Here is a 15,953-nt window from a genome sequence, read left to right as displayed (position 1 = left end):
AGCAGTAGGCTATACGCTTTAATACGTTGTTTTGAATAATTGAGAATCAAATTAATATAATACAAGCCCAGGGCCTACAGCTTACAGCCTAAGGCTTAACACAACAAATGGCATTAGAACAAACCTGGCGTTGGTTCGGGCCTGGTGATCCTGTTTCATTGCAGGATATCCGTCAGGCCGGGGCAACCGGAATCGTAACCGCATTACATCATATTCCCAATGGCGAAGTTTGGGAGGTGTCGGAAATTCAGGCACGTAAAAAGCTGATCGAAGACGCCGGGCTTACCTGGTCGGTAGTAGAAAGCGTGCCTGTGCACGAGTCGATCAAAACCCGTTCGGGCGACTTTGAAAAACATATATTGAATTACCAGCAATCGCTGCGCAACCTCGGGCAATGCGGTATTGATACCGTTTGCTACAACTTTATGCCGGTCCTCGACTGGACGCGCACCGACCTCGACGCGCCAATGAGGGATGGTTCCACCGGTTTGCGTTTCGATGCAACACAGTTCGCCGCATTTGATCTTTATCTGCTGGAAAGGCCGGAGGCAGCGGAGCTATATACCGACGAGCAAAAGCGCGCCGCGAAAACTTGGCTAGAAACGGCTTCGGAGCAGGAGAAACAAAAACTCGTCCGCAACATCATAGCCGGCTTGCCAGGTTCGGAGGAGAGTTTTACCATTGAAGAGTTTAGAAAGGTTTTAAAAACTTACGAACATATCGGTGATCTGGAGCTGCGCACCCATTTGTACCAGTTCATCCAGGCCATCGGGCCGGTAGCCGAAGAAGCGGGGATCAGGCTCGCCATTCACCCCGACGATCCCCCGTATCCGATTCTTGGTTTGCCGCGCGTGGTAAGTACGGAAAACGATGCGGAAATGCTGCTGAAAGCTTACGACAAGCAAGCCAATGGCCTCTGTTTTTGCACCGGATCGTATGGCGTCAGGCCGGATAACGACCTCGCAGGGATGGTCGGCAGGCTTGGCGGCAGGATCCATTTCATCCATTTGCGCGCCACAAAACGTGAACACGACGGCAGCTTTTACGAAGCGGACCACCTGGATGGCGATGTGGATATGTACGGCGTGATGAAAGCATTGGTATTGGAACAGAAAAGGCGGGAAAGTGAAGGTAGAACCGATTTGAGAATGCCTTTCCGTCCTGACCATGGCCACCGTATGCTGGACGATTTGTCGGCGACGAAGCGAACCAACCCCGGTTACACGGCCATCGGGCGCCTGCGTGGGCTTGCGGAACTGCGCGGGCTCGAATACGGGATTGAAAGAAGTTTGTGATTGTAACACGAAAAGAAAATGGAAACGATTAGCCCCGCTGTACAAAAAACCTTCATTTCCGAAGATTTCCTCCTCCGTTCGGAAACCGCGCGTATCCTTTATCATGATTATGCGAAGGAAATGCCGATCATCGACTACCATTGCCATCTCCCGCCCGATCAGATCGCCGAAGACAAGCAGTTCGAGAACCTGACGCAAATCTGGCTCTATGGTGATCATTACAAATGGCGGGCCATGCGCGCGAATGGTATCAACGAGCGGTATTGCACCGGCGACGCCAGCGACTGGGAGAAATTCGAGCAATGGGCCGCGACGGTACCGTACACGATGCGTAACCCGCTCTACCACTGGACGCACCTCGAATTGCTCCGGTATTTCGACATCGATATTCTTTTAAATAAAGATACGGCAAGAGAGATTTACGAAGAATGCTCGGCCAGGCTGCGCCAGCCCGATTACTCGGTGAAAAGCCTGCTGAACCGAATGAATGTAAAGGTGATCTGCACGACGGACGATCCGACGGACGCTCTGAATTACCACAGCGCGATCAGCGAAAGTGGTTTCGATATCCGCGTGCTGCCGACATTCCGGCCGGATAAAGCCATGTTGCTGATCGATTCGCCGGACGAGTTCAGGCAATATTTGTCCAAACTGGCACAATCAGCCGGCACGGGCGAGATTACTTCTTACGACGCATTGCTGGCCGCATTGCAGAACCGCCACGATTTCTTCGCGTCGATGGGCGGGCGTCTGTCGGATCATGGTTTGGAGCATATTTACGCCGAATTCGATGAAGTTGCGGCGCGTGAAGCGTTTGCCGTCGCATTGAGAGGCGAAAAGCCTTCGGCAAGCCAGGCGTTGGCGTTCAAATCGGTGCTGTTGTATGAGATGGCTAAAATGGACCATGCCAAAGGCTGGACACAACAGTTCCACCTGGGCGCGTTGCGTAACAACAACGAGCGTATGCTCCGCGAGCTCGGCCCCGATACCGGCTGGGATTCTATCGGCGATTACAGCCAGGCACAGGCGCTTTCGAAGTTTTTGAACAAGCTGGATTCGACCAATCAACTGGCGAAAACGATTTTGTATAACCTCAATCCGGCCGATAACGAAGTGCTGGCAACCATGACGGGCAACTACAACGACGGTACCGTCGCCGGTAAAATGCAGTTCGGCTCCGGCTGGTGGTTCCTCGATCAGAAGGATGGCATGGAACGGCAGATGAATGCATTGTCGAATATGGGCTTGCTAAGCCGTTTCGTGGGAATGCTCACCGATTCGCGCAGCTTCCTTTCGTATCCGCGTCACGAATATTTCCGCCGCATTTTGTGTAACCTGATCGGTCAGGACGTCGAGAACGGTGAGTTGCCGAACGATATCCAGTGGCTGGGTAAGATGGTGGAAGATATTTGTTACAATAATGCCAATAAATATTTCGGCTTTTGAGTAAAACCCGAATTTAAAATACGCTGATAATTGGATAGCCCAGACATTTTTGTTGTGGGCTATTTTAATGTTAATACTTAATTTTGGCCCGTAATCATTTTTCCAATGGCCCAGCTCATTCTTTGGCAAACGGGCATTAGTTTAAAATATGGCTCAGATTGTATCCTTCGGGGAAGTCCTTATGCGGCTTTCCACCCCTGGTTTTTCCCGTTTTGAACAAGCCCGTCAAATGAATGTTACTTATGCCGGTGGTGAGGCGAATGTTTCGACCGCTTTGGCGTATTGGGGACACAGCACGGCGCACGTTACCCGCTTCCCCGATTCGCCTATCGGACGTGCGGCGGCTCAATACCTGCATTTTCATGGTGTGGATACCTCGCATATCATTTATGGCGGCCCAAGAATGGCCGTTTATTTCCTCGAAACCGGCGCCGCCATGCGTGGCAGTCAGATCGTTTACGACCGAGCCAATTCGTCCCTCGCGACGATCGATCCGAAGGAACTGGATTGGGACAATATCCTGAAAGGCGCGAAGTGGTTTCACTGGGCGGGCATTACCCCGGCACTCTCGCAGGAAGCGGCCGACGCCTTGCTGGACGGCATTAAAGCCGCGCGTAAATACGGCCTGACTGTTTCAGGCGATATTTTCTACCGCGCCAATTTGTGGAAATATGGTAAAAAACCGTCTGATATCCTTCCCGAACTGACCGCCGGAACGGATGTTGTGATCGCTAACAGCATTAATATCAAGGAAATTTTCGGCATCGACGGAAACGATTTTGTTGAGTCCTGCGTCAACTTACAGAAGGCCTTTCCGCAGGTGAAAACGGTGGTGGATACCAAAAGAACGTCCATCAGCGCTTCGCATAACCTGCTGCGGGCATTTTTGTGGAATGGAAGGGAGCTGTTGGAAACCGAAGACATCGAAATCAATCCGATCATTGACCGTGTGGGCGGCGGCGATGCATTCATTGCCGGCCTTATCCACGGCCTGATTACCTTCAACGACGAGCAAAAGGCGCTGGAATTTGGTGTGGCGGCTTCCGCATTGAAACACACCATCGAAGGCGACGCATTGATTTCGACGATCGATGAAGTGGAGGCCATCCGCCAGGGCGAAACCTCGGGAAGAATTAAACGCTAAGCAGCCATTATCATGGATAAAGAAACAACACTCATACTTTTGAACGAGGTCGGCGTACTGCCGCTGTTCTATCATGCGGATATCGAAGTAGCCAAAGAGGTGATCAATGCCGCTTACCGGGGAGGTGCCCGCGCATTCGAATTCACCAATCGTGGTGATAATGCATATAATGTATTTACCGAGCTGCTGGTGCATGTAAAGGAAAGCCTGCCGGGCCTGTCGCTGGGGATAGGCACTATTTACGATGCCGGAACCGCACAAAAGTACATCGATGCCGGTACGGATTTCATCGTAACGCCTTGCCTGAATCCGGCAGTAGGAGAAGCCTGCGTAAAAGCGGGTATTCCCTGGATTCCGGGCGTCTCTACATTGACTGAAATCTACAATGCGCAGCAGGCCGGTGCGGAGGTGGTGAAACTGTTCCCCGGCGAAGTGGTTGGTTCCGCATTCGTACGCGCCATTCGTGGGCCTATGCCGACGGTGAAAATCATGGTAACCGGCGGCGTACAACCGACAAAGGAAAGCATCAACGAATGGTTCGGAGCAGGCGCTTATGCAGTCGGTTTGGGCTCAAACCTGTTCCCGAAAGATGTCGTAGCAGAAGGGAATTATCCGTGGATCGAGCAGAAAGTCGCGGAAAGCATCGCGCTCGTGAAGGAGTTCCGCGCGAATAGCTGATCAATATTCCAGAATATCGCTCAGGCGGGTGGAGAAACCGATCAGTACTTCGCCGCCTGACAGCGTTTCGTCAAAATGCTTCGCAAGCTGAGGCTTGCCCGGTTCGTAAATGTAGGTCGTCTGGCTGTCCGGACACACGAGCCAGGCAAGCCTCACGCCGTTTTTAATCCATTTGGTCATTTTTCGTTGCAAGTAGGCAAGGTTATCGGTCTTCGATTTTAATTCAATCACAAAGTCCGGTGCCATGTGCGGAAATGATTCCTTTTCATCATGGCTCAGCGCATTCCAACGTTCAATGTGGATCCAGGCTACATCCGGTACCCGCATTGATTTGTCATTAAGAAAGAAACCCCCCATTTGATTCAATTACCCTTCCTCCTTTTTTCTTGCGGTTCCAAATAATTAGTTCGCCGATTAATTCGCTGTTGTTAGAACTGCCAACGAGAAAGGCGGATGTCATAGTGATGTGTAGTTGACCATTTTCATCACGCTCCATATTCAAGTCGGGATTGGCTATGCAGAATGCGACCAACTCCTCGTCGGTAAAATATGGATGAGCAGGTATGTTCAATGGAAGAATCATGATGTGCTTTTTTTCAAATATAAACAGTTGGCTCCGTGAAAGCCAATTGACTTTCTGCCACATAATTTTATAACTTATAAGGCAATTAGCCGTGACAAGTTATGCTTACAGCCGCAATCGTTCTTTCGGTCACATTCGTTCTATTGGGTTTCCTGGTGACGCCCGGCAACGCGAAATATTTGCTTTCGGGGTATAATATGATGTCGGAATCGGACCGGGCTAAGATCGACATCGCGTCATATCTGCGGTTTTTCACCCGCTTCCACATCTTTCTGGGTATTTCGCTATTTATTGGTTTCTGGATTATTAACCGCTTCAATAGCAATTGGGCTACGGCATTTATGGTCCTGTATCCGCTGCTGGCTTATGTGTATATGGTCGCGAGGGGAAGCAAGTTCTACCGCGGCACCAGCGGGCAACGTTCGGCGACTTATGTAGTGATGGCAATACTGGTGGTGGCAGGCGTGGCTATCGGTTCCATGTTTTTTGCAAGTATGAAAAACAGCCAGATTTTCCTGGCTCCCAACGAGCTTGAAATCAAGGGGATTTATGGTATGAAAATAGCGCGGGACGATGTGACCTATTTTGCCGTAACCGACAGCCTGCCCGATATTTCAAGCAGGGCAAGCGGATTTGCAGGGGGCGAATTTTCCAAGGGGGCGTTCAAGACCGACGACGGTCGCATTGTCAAATTATATATCAATAAAAAAATCCCATCCTTACCTGTTTATTAAAACAGTCGAGGATGAGATCTATTTCAGCTCCGACGAAATTTCGGCCAACGAGCTTTATAATCAGCTTAAAGCGTGGAAGTCCCGGTAACGACGTCCTCGGTCATATAACCTTTCACGGCTTCGGCGAAGCCCGGTAGTAAGGTGAGGTCGGTATCCCAAAGCGAAACATCACTTAAAACTTGTTGCGCGAGGTCGAGGGGCGAGGCCGCATTTTGCCATTTTTCATCGAAATATGCCGCCGAGTCGCAGCGGATTGAATAGGGTTGGCCGTCGCGTTCGCCATAATAGCCACCGTCTTTGTGCACAACCGGCTTCATGAATTTCAGGAATGCGGCAAATCCTTTGGCAAACAAAAGGGGCACTTCCTCCGATTTCCGATAATGGTTCAGGAGCGTCGGAATGTTCCGCATTTTCATTTTCGCCGTGTACTGAACGGTAATATCGATCAACTGGTGACGTATGAAAGGGTTGCGGAAGCGGTCGAGTACCTGGCGACCGAACGTTTCCGCCTGTGTCGGATCGACTTCGTAGGGAATAGCCGGTGCCAGTTCGTTCAGCATCAGGTCGGCGATGAACCGGGCTGTTTCCGGATGCTCCATTGCCTCGCGAACCGTGTCCAGGCCGCGCAGAAACGCGAGCCCCGATGAGAGGGTATGCGTACCGTTCAGGAGCCTCAGTTTCAGTTCGCGGAAAAGATCGATATTCGGCTCGATCACCACTCCTTTATCGGCCTGTGCAAAGCTTAGTACGTCGCGCACGTGCTGTCCGCCTTCTATGGCCCAGAGGCGATAAACCTCGGAGACGATGAGCAGGCCGTCGCGGAAGCCCTGTTTTTCGGAAAGGGCTTCGATGGTTTCCGTATCGGGCTTTCCGGGAACGATGCGGTCTACCAGCGAACTGCAGAAATGGTTATGCCTTTCAAGCCAGCCGATAAACGCGTCGCCAAGATTGTGCCTGCGGGCTTGTTCAATCACGATCGCCTTCAATTTGGGACCATTGCCGACAATCAATTCCGTAGGTACGATCACCATCCCCGATTCCGGTGCGCCGTTGAACGCCTTGTAACGTTCGAGCAGGTAGGCCGTCAGTTTACCGGGGAAGGAGACGGGCGGGCTGGCAAATAGGTCGTCGTCGGTAAGTTGTATACCGACCTCTGTCGTGTTGGAAACAACAATATTCAACTCCGAATTGTGGGCGCATTCCAGAATATCGGCCCAGTCGCTGGCTGCGGCCAATGTGCGGCTGATGCTGGTATTGATCACCGCCTCGTCGATCTGCCTGCCGTTCTCGATGCCGCGGATGCTATGGGAGAAAATGTTGCTTTGTTCTGAAAACGCGTCGGTTCCCCCGGTACTGGTCGATTTTACAACCACGATCCGACCATTGAAAATGCCCTGCATATTGGCCTTGTTTACAAAATAATCCGGCAGGCCGCGTAGAAGCACGCCCGTGCCAAACTGGATGATTTTTTCAGGCAATGCGAGGAGCCGGCGGTGATCGGGAAGAAGTTCGGGTTGCTGATCGAGCAATTGAGGGGAAAGCTGCGGTAACGACATTTTCTTTTTCATAAAGGTTCGATACTAATGACGCCGTTTGGAATACATAACCCTTAAACAAAAAGAGGCGCCCGGGAGCACCTCTTTTGTATATTTTTTCGGTTTGATCTAAACGGTCATCGTAACAAATCCGCTTTCCTCTTTTTCCTTTTTTTCTTCGGGAAAAACAAAAGTCATCGGATTTTTTACCTTTTCTGGAAGCAATGCTATGCCAAGTACTTCGTCGATCTGGTCCACATAGTGGAAGGTCAGGTCTTTGATATAATTGGCCGGTACCTCTTCCACATCCTTGCGGTTTTTCACGCAAAGAATGATCTCTTTTACGCCCGCACGCCGTGCCGCGAGGATTTTCTCTTTTACGCCGCCCACCGGAAGCACTTTTCCGCGCAGGGTGATTTCACCCGTCATGGCGATGAATGGCTTCACGCGGCGTTGCGTAAAGATGGACGCCATCGAAGTTACCATTGTCACGCCCGCGCTGGGCCCGTCTTTGGGCACGGCGCCGGCAGGCACGTGCACGTGCAGGTCGTAGTGGTTGAAAATCCGGTAATCGATGCCCAGCCTTTCGGCATTGGCTTTGAGATACGACAATGCGGCTACGGCCGATTCCTTCATTACGTCGCCGAGCTGGCCCGACAACGTAAGCCCGCCTTTACCACGGCTCAGGCTTGTTTCGATAAACAGGATTTCACCGCCTACCGACGTCCAGGCCAGGCCCGTCACCACGCCGGCGAAGTCGTTGTCCTGATAAAGGTCCTTATCGAAAATTTCCGCTCCGAGGTATTTTTCGATCTGATCGGCTTTGATGGTTTTGGGATATTCCTGCTCCATGGCTACCGATTTCGCAATCTTGCGGATAACCGTGCCCACTTTCTGTTCGAGATTACGGACGCCCGATTCGCGGGTGTAGCCTTCGATGAGTTTCAGCAATGCAGCGTCGTCCACTTTTACGTCGGTCGCTTTCAGGCCGTGGTCCTTGCGCTGTTTCGGCACGAGGTATCGCTTGGCGATCTGCAATTTTTCCTCGATCGTGTAGCCGGTCATTTCGATGATCTCCATCCGGTCGCGCAATGCGGGGTGAATCGTATCGAGCGAATTGGCGGTGGCTACGAAAAGTACTTTCGACAGATCGTACTCCACTTCGAGGTAGTTGTCGGTGAACGACGAGTTCTGCTCAGGGTCGAGTACTTCCAGCAATGCCGAAGAGGGATCGCCCCGGTAATCGGAACTTACCTTATCGATCTCATCGAGGATGAACACCGGATTCGCAGAACCTGCCTTTTTAATATTCTGGATGATCTTACCCGGCATCGCACCGATGTAAGTTTTGCGGTGCCCGCGGATTTCGGCTTCGTCATGAACGCCGCCCAGCGCCATCCGGATGTATTCCCGGTTTAAGGCCTTGGCAATTGACTTCCCAAGCGAGGTTTTACCTACGCCCGGAGGGCCGTAAAGGCAGAGGATCGGAGCTTTGAGATTACCTTTCAGTTTAAGCACCGCCAGGTATTCGATAATGCGTTCCTTTACTTTTTCCAGGCCGAAATGGTCGGTATCCAGTATCTTTTGAGCCCTCGTCAGGTCGAAATTGTCCTTGGTATATTGTCCCCAGGGTAAATCCACCAGCGTTTCCAGGTAATTCATCGTCACCGGGTATTCGGGGGCCATCGGGTTGATCCGCTGCAATTTGCTCAGCTCTTTTTCGAAATGCGCCTTGACAGGCTCCGACCATTTTTTCTGGCTGGCTTTCAGGCGGATTTCGTCGAGGTCGCGCTCGGGGCTGTCCATACCGAGCTCGTCATGCAGAACTTTGATCTGCTGGCGCAGAAAATAGTCGCGCTGCTGCTGGTCGATATCCGAGCTGGCTTTGGTCTGGATTTCCCGTTTCAATTCCAGCATTTCGATCTCCCGCATCATATATTGCAGCAAAAGCGTGGCCTGCTTATGGCCGTTGCGCTCTTCGAGCAATTTTTGCTTGTCGGCTATCTCCACATTGATATTCGACGAAAGGAAGTGGATTAGAAAGATCGGACTTTCGATATTATCGAGCGCGATGCGGGCTTCCTGCGGGATTTCCGGGTTGAGCCGCATGATTTTGTGCGCGCCATCGCGTAGCGATTGCAGCAGTGCTTTCGCTTCTTTTTTGGTCGGACCAACGAACGAATCCTCGATCGGCCGGACTTCGGCCGTCAGGTATGGCTCTTCGTTAACGATAGCTTTGATTTCGAAACGCTGGCGCCCCTGTACGATGATCGTGACATTGCCATCCGGCAAGGTGATCATTTTAAGGATTTGCGCAACGGTACCAATGTTGTAAAGATCCTCCGCCGTAGGGTCCTCCTTATTTGGAATGGCCTGTGTTACGGCGCCGAGGATACGCTGATTGATATCGGAATTACGGTATATCTTTTTAACAAGCCGGATGGCTTTCTGGCGCACGACCGTCACAGGAATGACCATCCCCGGAAAGAGCACCGTTTGCCTGATCGGAAGTATCGCTAATTCATTGGGAAGTTCAAAAGGCTCGTCAGAGCCATCGGGGCCGCCAAGAGGAACGATTTCGAGGCTATCCATGTCCGAATCGGACATCAGCAGCCGGCTATATAGATCAGAAGGTTCAAATTTCATAGGCATTCTGTCAAATTGACAGATAATCTTTTCCCAATATATAAATAATGACTTTCAAAAGAAAGGCATTATAAAAACAAAATAGCCGTGCCACCGCACATTATGTCATACATTTTTTAAGCGGTCACAAACTAATTATAGCTGGTGAGAGGTCTGTCCCTTTTTAAATAAAAACGTCTTTTTCTCCGACTGGAATTTAATGTTGGTCATATTGACCTGATCGTCAAAAACTTCCATAAGCGTAACATTCGAAAGCCTGGAACCGTTCAGGGGACGCTGGAAAGGGATTTCGAAATAAACCCAGGTTGCGTCCGCTTCCTGTTCCTTGCCGATATATTTGATAGCGGCAATGTTTTTCTGACTATCTGTCAACACAAAGGATTTACGAATGTATTCCTCGACGAAGCGGTCGTTTTGATCATTGTCTTTGATCACGAAACGTTGATTGGAATGGCTTTGGGACAATGCTTTTTCCAGGTCGTCGGTAAAAATCCGGACGCTTACCTCAAACGACCGCGACGCTGGATTGTACTGCATTTGCGTAACCGAAACGTGGTAGTCGTGGTTCGGTATGAATGAGGTGAGGAGCAGGGAGGAAAGGAGGAAAGGAAGGAGGGCGGAAGGGGAGAATTTCCTTTCTTTTCTCTTTTCTCCCTTTCCGCCTTCCTCCCTTTCTTCCCTGATCCCTTTATTTAAAAAACAGCTTTCCATACGTCGTTGAAGATCGCGAAAGCCATGAGGCCCAAAAGCAGCACCATGCCCACTTTCTGCGCGTTTTCAAGGAATCTATCGGAAGGCTTGCGGCCGGAGACGATTTCATAGGAAAGGATTACCGCGTGCCCGCCATCGAGCGCCGGAATAGGCAATGCATTCATGAATGCGAGCACCATGGAAAGCAGACCGGTAAGTTGCCAGAACCGGCCCCAATCCCAAACCCCGCCGAACATCCGCGCAATTCCGATCGGGCCGCTCAACGCCTTCGACGCCGAAACTTCGCCACGGAATATCTTGCCGAAACCTTTGATATTGTTGTACACCACAGCAAAGGCGTTCTCCGTGCCGATGGTCACCGCTTCGCCGAACGTGTATCGAACGGATGTAAAATGAAGCAGCGACTCGGGATAGAAGCCGAGGGTGCCCTCCTCCGTAACCGTGACGTTCAATGTTTTTTGCTCCGTGCCGCGCTGTACCACCAGTGTGGTGGTTTTACCGGCCAGTTTTTCCAGTTCGGCCTGTAACTCGTGGAAAAAGCGGATCGGTTTGCCGTTGATCGAAACCACTTTGTCGTTTACCTGCAATCCCGCTTTTTCAGCCGGCATTCCGGGGATCAGCTCCCCGATTTTGAACGGTTCCAGGGGCAGTATAAAGTTGCGTTTTTCATCCGGATCCGAAAGTTTCTCGATAAAGTTGTTGGGAATATCTATTTCGACTTCCTGGCCATTGCGGTTCACCGTATAGGAACTGTTGCTGCCCAGAAATACGTCGGAACTTACCACGTCGTTGAAATCGGAGAATGGTTTGCCATTGACGCGGACTATTTTGTCGCCTGTTTTAAGGCCAAGCTCCTGGGCCAGTTCGCCGGCTACGATACCGTATTTGTTGACCTCTTCTGCCGAAAGGAATTTCCTGCCGTCGTGATAGGCAATCGCAATAAATATGATGATACCCACGATCACATTCACGATGATCCCACCCAACATGACGATCAGGCGCTGCCAGGCTGGCTTGGAACGGAATTCCCAGGGCTGCGGTTCCTGGTTCATCGTATCCATATCCATCGATTCGTCGATCATCCCGGAAATTTTCACAAATCCGCCGAGCGGTATCGCTCCGATGCCGTATTCTGTTTCGCCTTTCTGAAAACTGAAAATTTTAGGAGGAAAGCCAATAAAGTATTTTTCAACCCTCATTCCAAACAATTTTGCGGCAGCCATGTGCCCCCACTCATGCAACCCCACCAGGATCGACAGGCCCAAAATAAGTTGCCCTGCCATGATCAATATTTCCAATGCTTTCTGTAATTCCATTCAGGTTTTGTAATCGTTACGGGTTAATTGTTAATCAAAAAGTTCGATCTCCGCTACCGGACCAGTGTTTTAAACGTAAATGTAAACAGTAAAGTTACGCAAATCCTCCAACAACCGTACAAATGCCCGGTATCAGTGTGCAAGCGGGGTTTCGTCGGGCCCGATAGCAATGCCCATCATCCGCATCAGTTCCGATGCGTTGAAACTCCGGCATATTCCTTCATGCAAACGGTAGTCGAAATGCAGCTGGCCATTCTCCACATCCGACCGGAAATGGAAGTTATGGATGTAGTTTTCAGTGGCGCCCCATTCGCCCAGTTCGAGGTCGTGGGTCGATACCATACCCGACGCCTCCTTCGTATGCAGCTGGCGGATCAGCGCTTCTGCGCCGCGATGGCGGTCGGCGGAGTTGGTCCCTTTCAAAATTTCGTCGAGCAGATAGAAAACAGGCGCACCGGCTTGTTCGTCGGTCAGTTCGAGCAGTTTGCGTAGCCGTTTTAATTCGGCATAAAACGAAGAGGTACTTTCTTCCAGCGAATCCTGCGTGCGCATACTGCTGAATACCCGTACTGGCGAGCACGCGAATGAGCCAGCGCTCACGACCGCGCCCATCTGCACGAGTACGAGGTTCAGGCCCACCGTGCGCAGGAACGTACTTTTTCCCGACATATTCGAGCCGGTTACCAATATCGTTTTGCCGGTGCCCCGCATCCCGAAATCGTTGCTGATCCGTTTAGCGGCAGGGATTAAAGGGTGGCCTAATGTCGTAGCCGCGATCATCACTTCGGTACTGTCGCCTATCCGGGGCACAATGTAGTGCGGATTAGCGAATGCATGGCCCGCAAGGCTGTTCATGGCTTCGGTGTCGGCCAGCACGTCGAGCCAGTCGGCGAGGTGGTTGTGATGTTCGGCTTTCCAGCTTTCAAGGCCGGTAAGGCAATGCATGTCCCAAAGCGTGGTAATGCCTATGAAAATGGCAAAATACGGATTGTTGCGGTAATCCAGCTTTTCGAACAGGTTACCGACCTTGGCAAGCGCGACCGACGAACCGGTAATCCGTATTTTTCTGGATTGCCACCAGGCCGATTGGTATGGCGATTCTTCCGCCTCTTTCAACAATGCGGCGTAGGCGGTGAGCGTCTGTCCCATCGAAGTCGTGCGGTTGGCAAGCACTTTCACATAACCGGCATAGCGGCCTAATATGAAAAGGTGGATCGCAAGGCTGGCAAGCACTGCAATACCGGGGACTATGCCTGAAAAATACAATGCCGTGATGACGAGCGTAATCAATGGAAACCAGCGCCATTTTAATGTATTTTGAAGTGGAGCGGGAAGCTTTCCGGCTACCCATTCCTGAAACTCACCCACATGCTTTGCCGCGTGCTCGTGCAGCAATGCCGTTGCCTCCCACTGCTGGATCAGCTCCGGATATCGGGCGAAATCGGTAGCCGCAGCCTGTCTGAGACCTATTTCGGTTGCTGCCGCCGGGTTTTTAAGCCAGTTGGCCAGCCGGCGGCTTCCTTCGGCGGTGCGTGTACGGTTCAGTAGTTTAAAAAGGGAATATTCCCCGAAAATATCGAGATCGTCGGCATAGTTATGGTCTTTCTCACGGAATTCGGCCCCGGTTTCCGGTCTCGTGAAGCGCAGCCCGAGGCGGGCGAGTTCGTCGTCGTTGATCGAGGCCAGGTTTCGCTGAAAATCGCGTTCGGTGCGAGCCTCGTGTTGCCTACGCATTAAAACCAGGAAAATCGCCAGCAGTCCCGGTACGCCGATTCCCCAATAGGCGATGCCGGTTTTATTCCAGACGACCACCAATAGCACCATTCCTGCGAAAGTAGCAAGCCGGAAAAGGGCAATGCGCTTGAACCTGTCATGCGCCTTTTGTTCCGCGGCACTTGCTTTTTCTTTTTGTGTTCGGAAAAATAATGCAGCCTGGTTTGGCTCAGCGTTTTTCATGGAAGGTTTTCAGCGGTTTCGAATTGAAGTTTGATGAGATTGGCATATACGCCGCCGGGGACCGTGCTTAATGCCTGGTGCGTACCCGACTCGGCGATCCGGCCTTCGCGCAGGACGTAAATCATATCCACCTTCCGGATCGTAGCCAACCGGTGGGCAATTACGATGGTGGTACGGTTTTTCATTAATTCGTTCAATGCGATCTGTACCAGTTTTTCGGATTCCGCATCGAGCGAGCTCGTCGCTTCGTCCAGGATAAGGATTCTGGGATCTTTTAAAATGGCCCTTGCAATGGCGATGCGCTGCCGCTGGCCACCCGAGAGCTTGATGCCCCTTTCACCTACGATTGTTTCAAAGCCTTCGGGAAACGATTCGATGAATTCCAGGGCATGAGCGCGGCGTGCGGCGTCTACAATGGCTTCGCGGGATGCCGAGGGCCTTCCGTAGGCGATATTTTCATAAATAGTCCCGCCAAAAAGCATCACTTCCTGCGGCACAATAGCGATATTCTTCCTTAATGCGGAGATACCGTATTCCCGGACAGGCCGGCCGTCGACGAGGATCTCGCCGGACTGGTAGTTATAAAAACGCATCAGCAGCTGCACGATCGTCGATTTGCCCGCACCGCTGTAACCTACCAATGCTATTTTCTCACCCGCGCGGACATCCAGCGACACGCCTTTCAATACCGGGAGATCGGCGCGTGACGGATACGCAAAATGCACGTCCCGGTAAGTAACCCGTCCTTCGATATGGGAAGCCACCGCATTTTGCGCATCTTCAACCGATACTTCCGGCGTTTCTCCCAGAATTTCAAAAATACGTTCGGAAGCACCGACCGTCCGGTTGATTTGTGCATACAAATCGCCCATTCCACTGATGGACGCCCCTATAAAAGTGGTGTAGAGAATAAATGTAAAAAGATCGGAAAGCCCGAATTCGCCCGCTTGCACAAGCGCCGCACCGTACCATATCACCCCGACGATCCCGCCGAACATGGCGAAAATAATGAAAGAGGCGAACCCGCCCCGGAAACGCGCCGCGTACAGTGTCAGATCAACCACACGGCCCAGAATGGTGCGATAGCGGTTAATTTCCAACGGTTCGTTGGTAAACGCCTTTACCACATTCACCGATTGCAGCGTTTCCTCGACCACCACATTGGCTGCTGCGAGCTGGTCCTGCGCCTTGCGCGAGAGCCTGCGCGTGTGTCGTCCGAAGAACACCGAGGCTACCCCCAGCACGGGTACCGTCGCAAGCATGAAAAGCGTCAGCTTCCAGGAGGTGTAAAACAGGATCGACATACCGACGATCAGCGTGGCCGCCTGCCGGAAAAGTTCGGCAAGGGTGAATGAGAGGAGACCCTGTAATTGCGAGACATCGGAAGTGATGCGGCTTGTTAGCTCACCCACGCGGCGTTCTTCCAGGTAAGGAACAGGCAATGTGATGATCTTGCTGAAAACATCCAGCCGGATATTGTTTACCGCTTGCTCGCTCACTTTGGAAAAGAGATAAATACGAAAAAACGAAAACACCGCTTGCCCCAGCAGGACCACGAACAGCAGCAGGGTGATCTGGTTAATAGTAAACCGGGATTTTCCCTCAATTACCTCGATAATGCTTCCTACCAGTTTCGGAAATGCGAGCGAGGTGCCTGTGGACAACGCAAGAAACAGCAGCCCGGCTGCAAACATCACGCGGTAGGGGCGCAGGTAGCGTAGCAGGTGAAGCGTAATTTTCAGACCTTCCCATTTGATCTTTTTTATCGCAAATGGAGAAGGCGTCTCTTGCCCGGTCAACCCCTTGCTATTTTCATCCTTGGCCATTATTTTTAATATAGGTACACCCGCGATCAGGCCGATCCGGTGTGGATAAACATTCGACAGCTTGCCTGCAAAAGTAAGCAATT

The 15,953-nt window shown here is 51.5% G+C and carries 13 protein-coding genes; 5 read left to right on the top strand and 8 right to left on the bottom strand.

Annotated elements, in window-relative coordinates:
- Window positions 1-107 precede the first annotated feature (107 nt).
- The 4 genes from uxuA (at window position 108) to ABV298_RS12265 (ending at window position 4,563) form a co-directional block, all read left to right on the top strand.
- The gene (gene uxuA / locus ABV298_RS12280; RefSeq protein ID WP_353722388.1) at window positions 108-1,295 is read left to right on the top strand and encodes a mannonate dehydratase; all 1,188 of its coding nucleotides are present in this window, start codon (window positions 108-110) and stop codon (window positions 1,293-1,295) included.
- An 18-nt stretch (window positions 1,296-1,313) separates the two neighbouring features.
- Window positions 1,314-2,741 carry a glucuronate isomerase gene (uxaC, locus tag ABV298_RS12275; protein ID WP_353722387.1) on the top strand — a complete coding sequence of 476 codons (1,428 nt, stop codon included), beginning with the start codon at window positions 1,314-1,316 and terminating at the stop codon, window positions 2,739-2,741.
- Between the two features lie 148 nt (window positions 2,742-2,889).
- A complete protein-coding gene (locus ABV298_RS12270) occupies window positions 2,890-3,885 on the top strand; it encodes a sugar kinase (protein ID WP_353722386.1) in 996 nt (331 codons plus the stop codon).
- A 12-nt stretch (window positions 3,886-3,897) separates the two neighbouring features.
- On the top strand, window positions 3,898-4,563 hold the full coding sequence (locus ABV298_RS12265) for a bifunctional 4-hydroxy-2-oxoglutarate aldolase/2-dehydro-3-deoxy-phosphogluconate aldolase (RefSeq protein WP_353722385.1): 666 nt from the start codon (window positions 3,898-3,900) through the stop codon (window positions 4,561-4,563).
- Here ABV298_RS12265 and ABV298_RS12260 read toward each other — a convergent pair whose 3' ends face one another.
- Complete coding sequence (locus ABV298_RS12260) at window positions 4,564-4,890, bottom strand: Uma2 family endonuclease (protein ID WP_353722384.1); 327 nt, start codon at window positions 4,888-4,890, stop codon at window positions 4,564-4,566.
- A gap of 10 nt (window positions 4,891-4,900) precedes the next feature.
- Window positions 4,901-5,209 carry a Uma2 family endonuclease gene (locus ABV298_RS12255; RefSeq protein ID WP_353722383.1) on the bottom strand — a complete coding sequence of 103 codons (309 nt, stop codon included), beginning with the start codon at window positions 5,207-5,209 and terminating at the stop codon, window positions 4,901-4,903.
- A gap of 38 nt (window positions 5,210-5,247) precedes the next feature.
- Here ABV298_RS12255 and ABV298_RS12250 point away from each other — a divergent pair, with 38 nt between their 5' ends.
- Window positions 5,248-5,880 (top strand): DUF3784 domain-containing protein, encoded by a 633-nt coding sequence (locus tag ABV298_RS12250; protein ID WP_353722382.1) that lies wholly within the window; start codon window positions 5,248-5,250, stop codon window positions 5,878-5,880.
- A 65-nt stretch (window positions 5,881-5,945) separates the two neighbouring features.
- Here ABV298_RS12250 and ABV298_RS12245 read toward each other — a convergent pair whose 3' ends face one another.
- The 6 genes from ABV298_RS12245 to ABV298_RS12220 all read right to left on the bottom strand — a co-directional run bounded on the left by ABV298_RS12245 (window position 5,946) and on the right by ABV298_RS12220 (window position 15,870).
- A complete protein-coding gene (locus tag ABV298_RS12245; protein WP_353722381.1) occupies window positions 5,946-7,448 on the bottom strand; it encodes a tagaturonate reductase in 1,503 nt (500 codons plus the stop codon).
- Between the two features lie 96 nt (window positions 7,449-7,544).
- Window positions 7,545-10,061 carry an endopeptidase La gene (lon, locus tag ABV298_RS12240; RefSeq protein WP_353722380.1) on the bottom strand — a complete coding sequence of 839 codons (2,517 nt, stop codon included), beginning with the start codon at window positions 10,059-10,061 and terminating at the stop codon, window positions 7,545-7,547.
- 135 nt (window positions 10,062-10,196) lie between these two features.
- A complete protein-coding gene (locus ABV298_RS12235; protein WP_353722379.1) occupies window positions 10,197-10,772 on the bottom strand; it encodes a DUF6702 family protein in 576 nt (191 codons plus the stop codon).
- Window positions 10,754-12,070: an RIP metalloprotease RseP gene (gene rseP / locus ABV298_RS12230; RefSeq protein ID WP_353723178.1), complete on the bottom strand. Its 1,317-nt coding sequence runs from the start codon at window positions 12,068-12,070 to the stop codon at window positions 10,754-10,756. Before rseP ends, ABV298_RS12235 begins: the two co-directional genes overlap by 19 nt.
- 150 nt (window positions 12,071-12,220) lie before the next feature.
- A complete protein-coding gene (locus ABV298_RS12225) occupies window positions 12,221-14,044 on the bottom strand; it encodes a DNA mismatch repair protein MutS (RefSeq protein WP_353722378.1) in 1,824 nt (607 codons plus the stop codon).
- Window positions 14,041-15,870, bottom strand: coding sequence for an ABC transporter transmembrane domain-containing protein (locus ABV298_RS12220; RefSeq protein WP_353723177.1), 1,830 nt, complete (start codon window positions 15,868-15,870; stop codon window positions 14,041-14,043). The genes ABV298_RS12225 and ABV298_RS12220 overlap by 4 nt, the downstream gene beginning before the upstream one ends.
- Window positions 15,871-15,953: the final 83 nt, after the last annotated feature.

Source organism: Dyadobacter sp. 676, from assembly GCF_040448675.1.
In the GTDB taxonomy this organism is placed as follows: Bacteria; Bacteroidota; Bacteroidia; order Cytophagales; family Spirosomataceae; genus Dyadobacter.
This window is presented reverse-complemented; position numbering and strand designations above follow the sequence as displayed.

Coding starts and splice junctions, on each gene's coding strand:
- uxuA (WP_353722388.1), top strand. CDS start 108: ATGGCATTAGAACAAACCTGGCGTTGGTTCGGGCCTGGTGATCCTGTT.
- uxaC (WP_353722387.1), top strand. CDS start 1,314: ATGGAAACGATTAGCCCCGCTGTACAAAAAACCTTCATTTCCGAAGAT.
- ABV298_RS12270 (WP_353722386.1), top strand. CDS start 2,890: ATGGCTCAGATTGTATCCTTCGGGGAAGTCCTTATGCGGCTTTCCACC.
- ABV298_RS12265 (WP_353722385.1), top strand. CDS start 3,898: ATGGATAAAGAAACAACACTCATACTTTTGAACGAGGTCGGCGTACTG.
- ABV298_RS12260 (WP_353722384.1), bottom strand. CDS start 4,890: ATGCGGGTACCGGATGTAGCCTGGATCCACATTGAACGTTGGAATGCG.
- ABV298_RS12255 (WP_353722383.1), bottom strand. CDS start 5,209: ATGTGGCAGAAAGTCAATTGGCTTTCACGGAGCCAACTGTTTATATTT.
- ABV298_RS12250 (WP_353722382.1), top strand. CDS start 5,248: ATGCTTACAGCCGCAATCGTTCTTTCGGTCACATTCGTTCTATTGGGT.
- ABV298_RS12245 (WP_353722381.1), bottom strand. CDS start 7,448: ATGAAAAAGAAAATGTCGTTACCGCAGCTTTCCCCTCAATTGCTCGAT.
- lon (WP_353722380.1), bottom strand. CDS start 10,061: ATGAAATTTGAACCTTCTGATCTATATAGCCGGCTGCTGATGTCCGAT.
- ABV298_RS12235 (WP_353722379.1), bottom strand. CDS start 10,772: ATGGAAAGCTGTTTTTTAAATAAAGGGATCAGGGAAGAAAGGGAGGAA.
- ABV298_RS12225 (WP_353722378.1), bottom strand. CDS start 14,044: ATGAAAAACGCTGAGCCAAACCAGGCTGCATTATTTTTCCGAACACAA.
- ABV298_RS12220 (WP_353723177.1), bottom strand. CDS start 15,870: ATGGCCAAGGATGAAAATAGCAAGGGGTTGACCGGGCAAGAGACGCCT.